Genomic DNA, 13,150 nt, shown 5'->3' with positions numbered 1-13,150 from the left:
ATTAGGTTTAATCAATACCAATCATAAAATAAAGCCTTTAAAAATTTTCTTAACATCTCCAATCAACTCAATCTACTTAAAAAAAAGGTAAAGAAAAAAGAGATTTTTTAGCGCTCGCTTTCAATCTCAAAGTAGCCACCACAAAACATGCCGGAATAGTTACTCTAAAAGCGGGGTCGCTCAGTAATTTTGCAACCACCCCTATACCTAGCACCCAACCTGCTGGCCCTCTTAGTGCATTAGGTGCTAATGCGCTTAAAAACTCAGCGCCAACCCCTGCCCCAACAACCTTAATCACATCTGCTGTAATAAATGAAGTAAGCTTTAAAATAAAATCCATATCTTTTGCTTTTTTACTCACAAAAATATGGATAATATTAGCAATCAAAGCTTGCTTATCCAAGCTTTCAAAATCAAAAACATGCTTTTTAGAAATTTCACAACACATCTCTTTAATTTCACTCTCACTCATTTTTTCAAAGCCTTGTGCTATCACACTCTCTAGCATAGCCCTTTCAATCTCTTCAATAGGTGCGTTTTCATCATACCCTACTTTCATTTTATCGCATACTTCAGTAAGGATTATTCTATATTAAATCTTCTGATTTCAACTTCCCTAAAAACTCTAAATCGTTATCTTTGATGTATGCCATCTAAAACTCCTTAATTAAAATGCTTTTCTAAAATGCTTTTTTTGGATAGTTTAGAAATATCTTCATAAGCGCTTTCATAGTTATTTTTAGCTAGGTTGATAAGGATTTGCTTTTGCTCATTGAGAGCCTTTAAAATATCTTTTTTAAAACTTTCTCTATTTAACATTTCATCACCCTTAATCACCACACTATCAGTAGCAAACCATGCCACTACAGCTCCTATGGGTGCACATATCCAAGCAAACGCACCACAACTTAATCCTACACTAGCTCCCGTTAAGGCACTCGCCCCCTTACTAGCCACTTTTGCTATCCCTTTTAATGCGAGTTTGCTTGCCAATTTAGTGCTAACAAAGCTAGATATTTTAGCCACACCTATCATAGAAGAAAGCGCTATAGTATGAGTTAGCATAAAGTCTAAACGCTTATTGATTTCATAATCCATACTTTGCATTATTTGTTCGCTAAGATTATGATTTAAACCCTTTGTTGCTATGCCACCAAGCGTATTAACATATCTTTTTGTGCTGTTTTGAAAAAAATGATAAATTTGATTAAAAGTATCTTGACTTTGATTGTCAAAATCATTTCCAAACATCTTTTCTTGGAGCATTTTTTCAAAGGCATTTTCAGCTTTCAAGCCCACTTTACCCCCTAATTTTAATCCAATCTCTGTATAATCCCCTTTCAAAGAGTAATGAAAATCCAAAAAACTATCTATATTTTCTTCAGCCTTTTTAAAAAGTTTGTTAATCTTTTTTTCAATCACGCTATCTATTTCGCTAATATTTTGATTTAAAAGGGTATTGAGGCGTTTTTCTGCTTCGCTTAGATTGTCCCCAATAGTCATTAAGACTTTTTTAGTGTATTGCACGCTAAGGGGTTTTTTATGCGTTGAACCCCCAGAAAATGCCACCACTCTCGCCACAATATACAAAATAAAAAGGGCAATAATAGTCCCCCAAAAAATACGCCAAAACTTTGATGTTTTACTCTTTGTTTTCATTCGCTTTCCATCGCTTATCTAGCCAATAAATCACTTGCATAACCACTCTATTAATTCCCAAACTACTAAGGATATTAAGAGCGACAAAAATACTCCAACCCAAAACCCTATAAGAGCCTAACCTAGCATCTATTAAATTCATGCCCCACCAAGACAAAGCGTCCAACTCTCTTTTAAGTCTTAAAAAATAGTCTATATATTCACAACTTGAGCCAATAGAATTAGTTGCTACTTCTAAAGTTTCATTAAGATTATCTCTCAGATAAGATGGCTCATAACCATAAATGGTAATATAAAAATAGATTAAAAAGAATATGCATGAGCAAATGTTAATGCCCCATTCCCTACTTAAAAGGGCTAAATAATCTTGTTTGACAACTCTTCTTAAACTTCTATTTAAAAATTGAAACACTAGCATACAAATAAAAATTTGCAAAATCACTAGAATCCATAAAACAAACGAATATTCTAAAACGCTATACATAACAGACAAAGTCATCATTATTGAGACAATAAAATAAACTAAACTAACCATAATTTTAGAAGACAGAAGTTTTGCCAAAAAGGAATTATCATTCAAATAGCATTTAATAAAGCATTTTCTTTCACGCATTTTTAAAGAAATATAGCTATAAGCAATGATGCCTAAAATAATCAGCACAAACACTAATGAAAAACAAGTCGCTTGATAAGACAAGCGCCACAAACCTAATAATCCCCCTATAATTGTGGTGGTAGCTATAACTATCCTAATGAAATGATACTGCCTTAAGAACACCATGTCTCCTTATATGTTATTACACAAAATAGAATAAATCTCTTATTTTAATAATTTTGGTATGATTTTTGACGGACCCGCTTTTTAAAGATAATACTTATTGTTTTAATCTTAATTATCCTTTTTAATGATTTTGACACTTTCTTTTCTCTTTAATAATCTCTATGGCTATTCTTAAAAAAGATTTTTAAACTCACTGTTGGACATGCTTAGATTTTTCTTGCCATCAAAATATCTCTTAAATTTTACAACAATAACACCTATGATAGTTATAGTAATAATCCACTTTTTTCAAATCTATAACTATTTAGATATGTTACAATCTCATTTAATTCTAGATGGGCTTTGCTAACTTTTTTCTGCTCCATAAAATCCTATTTAACACTCCACAATATCTATCCTTTGCTATTTATCTTCTTCCTAATTATAAAAATCTTAATCCTCATTTAATGCCTTCTACATTAGGGATATCCTAGATTTTTCAAAAATCGTTCAAGTTATTGTAACCCCTCGCTTAAGTCTTGTTGCCGAAAGCTAAGTTTTTATAATAACTGAGTATTCTTATCCACCTCCATTGATAAGTCTAACAATATCTTTATTTCTTTTTTATATTCCCCAAAAACTTCAAAATTACTTTCTGTAAGATATTCTACAGCTCTTCTAAAACTCTCTTTTGAACTATCCACACTCGAGAAAAACTCTCAAACTATCCTTAAGAAACACTACCAATATGAAGTCTTGTATCTGCTAAAGTATTAACATGTACAAGCAAACCAAGTAAAATATCTTTATTAAAGAAATAAATGGCAATATGAAAACTATTTAAACCTATTATATTTAGTTTTTAATTAAGCTCACAATCCATGTAATCCACTCAAATAGTTTTAAAAAATTGCTTTCTGTTTGCTTGCCTACTACATCTTGTCCGCCATATAAGAGCTTGGTTTTAAAAGCCATGGCTAATTCCATACGCTTATTTTTGGCGTATCTTTCTTTGTCGCACACACTAAACAAGTCTTCAATTTGTTTGAAATTTTTATTACATCTTGGACATATGCATTGTGAGAGTTGTAAAATTTTGATAGGATACCCTAACTCTTTATTAGCCTGTTTAAATTTTTCACTATTTGCTTTTTGTGGGTCAACACCACTTTTTCTATCATCATCTATTAAGACAACGGGGTTGCTATCTAATTTTTGAAGTGCTTTGATGGTTTCTTGCATAGCTTTCGGATTGTCTTTAAGCCCAGAAATTGGCAAGAAAGTAATGTTTCTTAGCTTTTCTTTAAAATTGCTAGGTTCGGTATTTGTTAATTCTTTTTCAAGCTCATTATCATCAAGTTTATTAAAATATATTTTAAAAGCAGTGAGATAACAATAATCTGTAATCCCCTCTACAAAGATAATTTGATGCTCCATAGGGTTATGAAAAACATGTTGGCCTACCCCCAAAGAGCGTTTGATTTTATCTAGGGCATCGGAGTTTCTACTTGCATTGTTTAGAGAGTAGTTAAATTCATTATAAATTACTGAGCCTTGTTTCATTTTTTCTACAATTCTTATTTCATCTAAATGGTCAGTATCCACTAAAAAAGGGTCATGGGTAGCTAGAATAAAAGTAAGACCCCTTTCTTTACCAAATTTTTTTAATTCATTTCTAAAATTTTGCCTAACTGGCACACTTAGATTGGTAGCTGGTTCATCTATGAGTATAATATCGCCTTCACTAAGTATCTTATTGCAATTTTGCGTATAATATCTGTAACGATAAACAAAATTGAAGAAAAAATTAAAAAACCATAAAAACCCTGTGCTTTGTTTAGTAAGCTCTAATTTTTGTTTCATAATGTCATAAATTTCTAATTCTAAGCTACATTGTTTATCTTTTGGTGTTAGTTTAATTTTAAATTCATATCTATTATTTGAATACTCCGATTTGGCATACATTTCATTAAACCAATGCGTTAAGTTTTTATCTATGAGTGGTTGCAAAAAATTTTGCAAGGCTTGTAAAATATCTGTTTCTATAACAAAAAATTCTATACCATTTAAATCATAAATTTTAAAAGATACTTTAAAACTGCTTTTATCATTTGTGATAATCTCTGTTTGAAATTTATATTCTTGATTATCTTTGCTAGATAAACTTTCAATTTTGTTGAGATATAAAATTTTATGAACACCCATATATTTTTTTAAGGTTATATTATTATTTTTAGAAATTACTGACAATACAAAATCATCTTTGTAAATTTCGTGAAAAATTTTTAATTCAACACTCAAATCTTGCTTTATCTCAATTTCAAAATAGAATTTTTTGTTAAATGGTTCTAAATAATTACCTTTATTCACATTTTCTATATACGATTTAAAACAAATAAAATCATATATAGCTGTATGAGCTTTATTAAAAGCATATCCAAGGGGATTATGAAAAAGAATTTGAAAAAAGCTATTGAGTTGTTGGGTGCTTCCTTCATTTGGAATGATTTCTATACACAAATCTTTATCGCTCAATTCAAAAGAATTATCACAATAGATGATTTGAGGTAAATAATTTTTTTGGATAGCTTGCTGAGTGGGAGTGCCTTTTATAGAGTATTTTTCAGCACTAGGCATAAAAAGCTTGCTCTTTTCTCGCACAAATTCTAAACCCCAAGTTTTATCAAATTCCTTGCAACATTTAACAACTTCTACAATACTTTTAGATTTCTTAACATTTTCTTTAAAATATTTGTATTGTTGCCATGTAAGAGTAATACTACTAAAAGGATTCTCTTTATTATCATTTAGTTTAGTTTGCTCTTCATCGTGTGTTTTATTGAATGAATTTTTTAAACAATAAAATATTTTTTTTAAAAAATTTGGCTCTTTAATTTCTGTTGTTGTAAAAATGCATTCTTTACCTATCGCTGCTCTACAAACTTCATTAAAACAATCCCAAATCATAGACCAAAACTGATTATAAGCACTTTCTTTATTATCATACATCAAATTTTCAGATATGTTATTTTCTCTTATTTTAAAATTTTTATCATAAAATTTATCTACTAATTCTTTGATACGCTCTTTTTGTTTAGAAATTTGAAAGTCTTGCATCATTTCTTTGCAAATTTCATTAAAACAATCTAAGGTCATAGAATAAAATTCATTATAAGAATTTTCTTTTTTATCATCCACAATATAAGAAATAATAAAATCTTTGAGCGTGTTATGCGTAATTTTATACGATTGATTCAAAAATTCTTCAATATGTCTTATTGCAATGTTTCTACAATATAGTTCATTGTGTTTTAAAAAATATTCAACTTCTAAGAGAAAATTTTCCTTATCTTTTTCAAATTTGGCTTTTGTTTGTTCAAATTTTTCACCTCTCTCTTTTATTTTTAAATCACAAACGCTTCCTCTAAATTGATTGAATTGTTTTGTAAAATCTTTATTGATAGGGTATTGATTTTCTATTGCTTGCTTAATTTTATCAATAAGTTTTTCACACTTTTCTTTTTGATAATCATCTTTTAATTCTAAAATTTTGCTCCCAAATAGTTTGTCAAAATTATTCCCAAATACTTCAATATTTAAAGTTTTGATAATATTCTTGAGTTCTCTTGTGATTTCATTAGGATGCTTTTTTGGATTATCAAATATTTTTTGCAATTTCATACTTATTTCTTGCAACTTATTTTGTTTGGATTCTTGAAATAGATAAAACTTATTTCTTTCGCATTTTTTATTAGGAGTATTACACTTTATAATCTCTCTTATACAACGACAAAAATTTTTAGTAAATTCTTTATCTCCACTCAAATTTTTAACTAATTCTTTAAAAAGTAAATGATTGGTTACTCCAGCATGTGTGGTAACAAACTCACTTAATTTTAATTTTTCTTTGTAAAAATCTATGAATGATTTTAGCTGATTGCAAGAAACGATAAGGTCTATAAAATACCCTATAAAGGTGCAAATGTTTAAATAGTTGCTATCAATCACACTACTAATATTATATGGGGAGTAATAATCTGTCTTAAGTTGTAATTCTGATGCCTTTACATGTTTGTTAAAAGGACAAAAAGCTATTTTTTTTAAATTCTCATTATTTTTTTCACACCGAATATCCACACAAGAAAAATCTGTAATTTTGTTATCAACACTTGTTTCTTCTTCCAGGCTTAAAATAGTGTCTTTGAGTGTATAGGGTTTGAAATAATCTTTTTCATTGCAAAGTTTAATATCCACATCATTAAAGGTTTTCAAAGCTTCCAAAACTCTGCTCTTACCCACATTATTTTCCCCCACTAAAATCACTAATCCGCCTTGCTTATCGCCACTAAAATGTGTGTTTAAGAGTAGTTTTGTAGGCGAGTTTTCGCCTAAAGGTTCAAAATTGCAAAGTTGTAAAAAACGAGTTTCTAATTCCATGTTATGCTCCATATTTTTAACACCCCTTATCCCCCCGTGTAATAAAACGCCCTTGTAGAAGTTTCACTATTTTCATCACTCCACATGTTTTTTTCAGGTTTATTGATTACAGATTGTTTTAAAAGCTTTTTCATGCCTATTCTATCCTTATTTTTAATCGCATCTCTAACATCTACAGCGTCTTGGTAATATAGGCATGGACAAATCTTGCCATCAGAAGCCAAGCGGATACGATTACAAGATTTGCAAAAATCATCGCCATGCGGAGCGATAATGCCAAATTGATAGCCATTTTCTAGCGTGTAGATTTTAGAAGGTCCCATGGGGTTTTTTTCCATACCAACAATTTTGTATTTTTGACTAATCAAATCTAAAATTTCTTGCTCTTTTAAGCCTTTAACAAAGCTTTTAGCATGCGAATTTTCCATAAATTCAATGTAGCGGATTTGTATATTTCTATCTTTTGAATACTCTAAAAGCTCTAAAATTTCATCATCATTAACGCCTTTCATAGCCACAGCATTAAGCTTGAGTTTTAAACCCACTTTCAAGGACTCTTCAATGCCTTCTAACACATTTTTAAGAGCGTCTTTTTTAGAGATTTTAATAATCCTATCGCTTTTTAAAGAATCTAGCGAAACATTCACTCGTGATAATCCGGCATTTTTTAAATCCTTAGCCATTTTTTTGAGTAAAAAGCCATTAGTCGTTAAAACTAATGCCACTTCCTTGTTATAGGCGTGTAATTGAGCGATAAATTCATCTAAGCCCTTGCGTAATAGTGGCTCTCCACCGGTAATTCTAATCTTTCTAATGCCTTCATCAATTGCAATTTTAAGAAATTCTAAAACATTATCTAAAGGCAATAATTCTTCATCATCAAAAAAATCTAATGGCGTATCTGGCATGCAATATTGACACCTAAAATTACATTGCTTGGTTACAGAAACTCTAATGTAGTCAATAACCCTATCAAAACTATCTACTAACATTCACTCCCTTTAATTCCCCCATATTCTTATATTTAAGCTTTTAGTGTAACATAATAAACAATAACTTAATCAAGCTTTAAAAATGGATAAAGTATTTGAAACTACCTTTTATTAGTAATATTCCTTGTGTTCTACTTGCTGGGGGTAAAAGCTCTCGTTTTATTGTGAATAACACCCAAACAAATAAGGCTCTTATGCCTTTTGAATCTTATTCTAGCCTTTTAGAATATCAATACACACGCCTTTTAACGCATTTTAAAGAAGTATTTATTAGCGTTAAAAAGCCTTTCAAACTAAACACCCCTTATCTTTTAGAAACAGAGAATGGAATTTTTTCACCCCTTTTTGGCATTCATAACGCTTTTTTAACATTGCAAACCACCTATATTTTTTTCATCACTATAGACACGCCTTTAGTATCCTTTGAGAGCATTAACGCTCTTTGTGAAATCCAAAACTTTAGCGTGGCATATGCTAAAAGCCCTAATAAAGAGCATTATTTAATCTCTTTGTGGCATATCAATTCCCTTGATATTCTTGCTAACGCTATTAAAAATAAAAATTATCGCCTTAGCACTCTTATAAAGAATACCCATTCAATCGCTATAGATTTTGATAATGAAGAAGAATTTTTAAATCTCAACACCCTAAAAGACTATGAACTAGCCTTAAAAATCCTAAAAGAGAGAAATCATGGCTGAAGAAGAAAAAACTGAACTCCCTAGTGCGAAAAAAATCCAAAAAGCCAGAGAAGAAGGCAATGTGCCTAAGAGCATGGAAGTGGTGGGGTTTTTAGGATTATTAGTAGGACTATTAAGCATTTTTATATTCTTTATGTGGTGGGTAGATAGCTTTAGCGAAATGTATCGCCAAATCTTAAAAGATTTTTCTTTAGATTTTAATAAAGAAGAGGCTTACAAGCTTTTTTATCAGCTTGCCAAAGACGCTTTTTTATTGCTCCTGCCTATTTTAATTATCTTAGTTATTGTGGCGTTTTTAGCTAATGTTTTGCAATTTGGCTTGCTCTTTGCCCCCAAAGCCATTCAACCCAAATTTTCTAAAATCAATCCCATTAATGGCGTTAAAAACCTTTTTTCTTTTAAAAAACTCCTTGATGGAAGTTTGATTACTTTAAAAGTTTTTTTAGCTTTTTTTCTAGGATTTTTTATTTTTTCCTTATTTTTAGGGGAGCTAAACCATACAGCCCTTTTAGGTTTGAAAAGTCAATTATTATGGTTTAAAAACAAGGCGTTACTACTCATTGCTTCGCTTTTATTTTTATTTTTTATCATGGCTTTTATAGATTTAATCATCAAACGCCGCCAATACACTAACTCTTTAAAAATGACTAAGCAAGAAGTTAAGGACGAATACAAACAGCAAGAAGGAAACCCAGAAATCAAAGCCAAAATCAAGCAAATGATGATGAAAAATGCCGCTAATAAAATGATGCAAGAAATTCCTAAAGCCAATGTCGTTGTAACTAACCCCACCCACTATGCCATTGCTCTAAAATTTAATGAAGAACACCCCGTGCCTATAGTAGTGGCTAAGGGGACTGACCATTTAGCTATTAGAATTAAAGGTATTGCTAGAGAGCATGGCATAGAAATTATAGAAAATAAAAAGCTTGCTAGAGAGCTTTATAAAGATGTGAAATTAAATGCTACGATACCAGAAGAATTGTTTGAGGCGGTAGCGATTGTCTTTGCTCAAGTGGCTAAGCTAGAAGAAGAGCGCAAAAAACAAAGGATTTTTAAATCTTTTTAAAATATAAGCACAAATGTTTTTCTTATGAAAAAGGAAAGCAAGCTCTCCTTTTTAGCCCCCTCCTATCAAAACCAAACTAGAGCTTAAAATTCTCCATTAGGTTAAAGTTCATATAGCGATAAACTTTATCTTTTTGATTCTCTAGTTTTTCATTCACTAAATTAGCGTATTCTTCTTTGGTAGGGATTTTTCCTAGTAAGGCACACACAGCCCCAAGCTCCGCACTACCTAAATACACTCTAGCCCCCTTACCCATACGATTATCAAAATTTCGTGTGGAAGTAGAAAAGACTACCGCATTATCTCTTACTCTTGCTTGATTGCCCATACACAAACTACAGCCAGGAACTTCAGTCCTTGCCCCTGCAGCTCCAAAAATCGCATAGTAACCTTCATTAATAAGCTCTTTTTCATCCATTTTAGTCGGTGGCACTACCCAAAGGCGTGCTTGACTAGCCGGAGCGTTTTTAACAATTTCGCCAAAGGCTCTAAAATGCCCAATATTAGTCATACAAGAGCCAATAAACACTTCATCAATTTTGTGCGGTCTTTTACCGGTTGTATCAGCTAAAATCTCACTCAAAGTGGCTACATCATCAGGGTCATTAGGACAAGCTAAAATAGGCTCTGTAATTTCAGCCATATCAATTTCAATGATAGCAGCGTATTTTGCATCACTATCTGGCTCTAATAACACCGGATTAGCTATCCAAGCTTGCATAGCGTCCTTACGCTTTCTCAAAGTCTCTTTGTCTTCATAATCGCTTGCAATCATTTCTTCAATGAGCTTAATATTAGATTGTAAGTATTCAATCATAGGCTCTTTATTCAGACGCACCACACAAGCTGCGGCACTTCTTTCTGCACTCGCATCGCTTAATTCAAAAGCTTGCTCCATTTTTATGTCTGGCAAACCTTCAATCTCTAAGATACGCCCATTAAAGATATTGATTTTACCCTTTTTCTCAACCGTGAGTAACCCTTGCTTAATCGCATAGTAAGGAATCGCATTAACCAAGTCTCTTAAGGTAATTTCAGGTCTTCTCTCGCCCTTAAAACGCACTAAAACTGATTCTGGCATATTTAATGGCATAGTGCCTGTAACAGCCGCAAAAGCAACTAGACCGCTCCCTGCAGGAAAACTAATGCCTAAAGGAAAGCGAGTGTGGCTATCTCCCCCTGTGCCTAAAGTATCAGGTAATCCCATGCGGTTCAACCATGTATGAATCACGCCATCGCCCGGATGTAAGGCTACGCCCCCTCTTTGAGTGATAAAATCAGGTAAAGTCGCATGCAAACTCACATCGCTAGGCTTTGGATAAGCGGCGGTATGACAAAAGCTCTGTAACACAAAAGGTGCATCAAATTTTAAACTCGCTAATTCTTTAATCTCATCTCTTGTCATTGCTCCTGTGGTGTCTTGACTACCCACAGTAGTAACCTTTGGCTCACAATAAGTTCCGGGTAATACCCCCTCTACTCCACAAGCACGACCCACAATTTTTTGTGCCAAGGTATAGCCTTTAGCATTACTTTTTGGAGTGGCTGGTTTTTTAAACACTTCAGATTCGCCTAGTCCCAAGAACTTGCGTGCTTTATTGGTTAAGCCCCTACCGATAATTAAAGGAATACGCCCCCCAGCTCTCACTTCATCTAATAAAGTTTCAGGCTCTAATTTAAAGGTGCTAATTACCTTATCATCAAGCGTGATTTCGCCCTTATAAGGATAGATTTTGATAATATCGCCCTCTTTCATTTCTTTAACATCAGCAATAATGGGTAATGCCCCACTATCTTCACAAGTCGCAAAGAAAATCGGAGCGATTACGCCCCCTATCACTAGCCCTCCACTTTTTTTATTAGGCACAAAAGGAATGTCTTTACCAAAATGCCACATGATAGAATTAGTCGCGCTTTTCCTAGAGCTTCCTGTGCCAACCACATCACCCACATACGCTACAGGAACGCCTTTAGTCTTAATCGCCTCTATACGCTTTTCATAATTTTCAATCCTATTTTTCAACATCGCTTTTGCATGCAAAGGAATATCGCTTCGTGTAAAAGCATCACTAGCAGGGCTTAAATCATCAGTATTGGTTTCACCATCAATTTTAAACACGCACGCCTCAATACATTCACCTAAAGGCTCTTTATTCAAAAACCACTCCGCATTCGCCCAAGACTCTAGCACTTCCTTAGCTAAAACATTGGTCTTACTCAAATCAGCGATTTTATCAAACGCTCCATAAACTAAAAGGGTGGATTTTAGAGCTTTTGCGCTCTCTTTAGCAATGTTTTCATCTTGACTTTCTAAGCCTACAATTAAAGGCTCTACATTATAACCCCCAAGCATTGTGCCTAAAAGAGTGGTTGCCTCTAAAGCACTAAGGTGCGGACATTCTAATTTTTTTTGAGATAATTGAGCTAAAAACTCCGCCTTAACTTTTGCCCCTTCATCTACACCTGGACTTACTCTGTGAATAAGCAAGTCCTTAGCAAAAGATGCCTCTTCATCATCGCTAGACATTAAAATCTGCACAACACTTTCTACTTGCTTTGCATTTAAGGGTAATGCTGGAATACCCTCTTTTTCTCTCTCTAAGACTGCCTGTCTATATTTTTCCAAAAAATCTTTCATTACTTCTCCTATTTTTGGTAACACCACAATAATATGCTACAAACTAAGGCATGATAACAAAACTATTTTTACTTTTAGTTAAGTTATAAGAAACTTTAGCTACTATAAGAGATAAAAAAGGAAATTTGGTGCGTTTTGGCAAAATTGATTATTTGAACATGCTCCCTTTTGATGTGTTTATCAAATCCTATCCTACCCCTTGTTTTTTCAAACAATTTTTACGCCTTAAAAAAACTTACCCTTCTAAACTCAACACAAGCTTTTTATTTAAGCGTATTGATGCAGGCTTTATTTCTTCTATTGCTGGTTTTAAATTCGCTCTCAATTCTCACTCTCTAGGCATCATCGCTCATAAGGAAGTGATGAGCGTGTTACTTTTAGCTAAAGAAAATGCCTTTGATAAAGAGTCTGCCTCTTCAAACGCCTTATCTAAAGTGCTAGGATTAAAAGGCGAAGTGCTTATCGGTGATAAAGCGTTGCAATTTTATTATGCTAATGACAAAAAAGATTTTATAGATTTAGCGTCTAAGTGGTATGAAGAAAAACGCTTGCCCTTTGTTTTTGGGCGTTTGTGTTATCATAAAAATAAAGATTTTTATAAGCGATTGTCTTTAGCTTTTAAACATAAAAAAGTTAAAATCCCTTACTATATTCTTAATGAAGCGAGTTTAAAGACTAAATTAAAACGCCAAGAAATTCTAAACTATTTACAAAGAATTTACTACACTTTAGGCAAAAAAGAGCGATTAGCCCTTAAAGTATTCTATCGTGAACTATTATTCAAGCGCATTCAAAAACCCAAGCGTTTTTGACACACCCTAAAGAATTACAAAATATCTATAAAACACCTTATCAGCTACATCCTTAATCAATCCCCCTAAAACCCCCACAAAT

At 32.6% G+C, this 13,150-nt stretch carries 11 protein-coding genes; 3 read left to right on the top strand and 8 right to left on the bottom strand.

Annotated features, from left to right (window positions below; all coding sequences use genetic code 11):
* Positions 1-76: 76 nt before the first annotated feature.
* The 7 genes from C6H25_RS06370 to moaA all read right to left on the bottom strand — a co-directional run bounded on the left by C6H25_RS06370 (position 77) and on the right by moaA (position 7,848).
* Positions 77-559, bottom strand: coding sequence for a ubiquinol-cytochrome C chaperone family protein (locus C6H25_RS06370; protein WP_104748608.1), 483 nt, complete (start codon positions 557-559; stop codon positions 77-79).
* 28 nt (positions 560-587) lie between these two features.
* Entirely contained in the window at positions 588-653 is a 66-nt protein-coding gene (locus tag C6H25_RS09090; RefSeq protein WP_104748666.1) for a DUF3944 domain-containing protein, read from the bottom strand.
* 10 nt (positions 654-663) lie between these two features.
* Complete coding sequence (locus tag C6H25_RS06360) at positions 664-1,659, bottom strand: hypothetical protein (RefSeq protein WP_104748607.1); 996 nt, start codon at positions 1,657-1,659, stop codon at positions 664-666.
* Positions 1,643-2,440: a hypothetical protein gene (locus C6H25_RS06355; RefSeq protein ID WP_158653896.1), complete on the bottom strand. Its 798-nt coding sequence runs from the start codon at positions 2,438-2,440 to the stop codon at positions 1,643-1,645. The genes C6H25_RS06360 and C6H25_RS06355 overlap by 17 nt, the downstream gene beginning before the upstream one ends.
* Before the next feature lie 539 nt (positions 2,441-2,979).
* Positions 2,980-3,123, bottom strand: coding sequence for a hypothetical protein (locus C6H25_RS08625; protein ID WP_158653895.1), 144 nt, complete (start codon positions 3,121-3,123; stop codon positions 2,980-2,982).
* Positions 3,124-3,274: 151 nt separating this feature from the next.
* Positions 3,275-6,868 (bottom strand): hypothetical protein, encoded by a 3,594-nt coding sequence (locus C6H25_RS06350; RefSeq protein ID WP_104748605.1) that lies wholly within the window; start codon positions 6,866-6,868, stop codon positions 3,275-3,277.
* Positions 6,869-6,882: 14 nt separating this feature from the next.
* Complete coding sequence (moaA, locus tag C6H25_RS06345) at positions 6,883-7,848, bottom strand: GTP 3',8-cyclase MoaA (protein WP_104748604.1); 966 nt, start codon at positions 7,846-7,848, stop codon at positions 6,883-6,885.
* Positions 7,849-7,943: 95 nt separating this feature from the next.
* Between moaA and mobA the strand changes: the two genes are divergently transcribed.
* Both mobA and flhB read left to right on the top strand, forming a co-directional pair.
* A complete protein-coding gene (gene mobA, locus C6H25_RS06340) occupies positions 7,944-8,549 on the top strand; it encodes a molybdenum cofactor guanylyltransferase MobA (RefSeq protein WP_104748603.1) in 606 nt (201 codons plus the stop codon).
* Entirely contained in the window at positions 8,542-9,618 is a 1,077-nt protein-coding gene (flhB, locus tag C6H25_RS06335; RefSeq protein WP_104748602.1) for a flagellar biosynthesis protein FlhB, read from the top strand. Before mobA ends, flhB begins: the two co-directional genes overlap by 8 nt.
* Before the next feature lie 76 nt (positions 9,619-9,694).
* Here flhB and acnB read toward each other — a convergent pair whose 3' ends face one another.
* A complete protein-coding gene (gene acnB / locus C6H25_RS06330; protein ID WP_104748601.1) occupies positions 9,695-12,256 on the bottom strand; it encodes a bifunctional aconitate hydratase 2/2-methylisocitrate dehydratase in 2,562 nt (853 codons plus the stop codon).
* Positions 12,257-12,384: 128 nt separating this feature from the next.
* Between acnB and C6H25_RS06325 the strand changes: the two genes are divergently transcribed.
* The gene (locus tag C6H25_RS06325) at positions 12,385-13,068 is read left to right on the top strand and encodes an MqnA/MqnD/SBP family protein (RefSeq protein ID WP_104748600.1); all 684 of its coding nucleotides are present in this window, start codon (positions 12,385-12,387) and stop codon (positions 13,066-13,068) included.
* The last annotated feature ends 82 nt before the right edge of the window (positions 13,069-13,150 follow it).

Source organism: Helicobacter cetorum, assembly GCF_900198405.1.
In the GTDB taxonomy this organism is placed as follows: Bacteria; Campylobacterota; Campylobacteria; order Campylobacterales; family Helicobacteraceae; genus Helicobacter; species Helicobacter cetorum_C.
The sequence above is the reverse complement of the archived record's forward strand: the minus strand, read 5'-3'. Positions and strand labels throughout refer to the sequence as shown.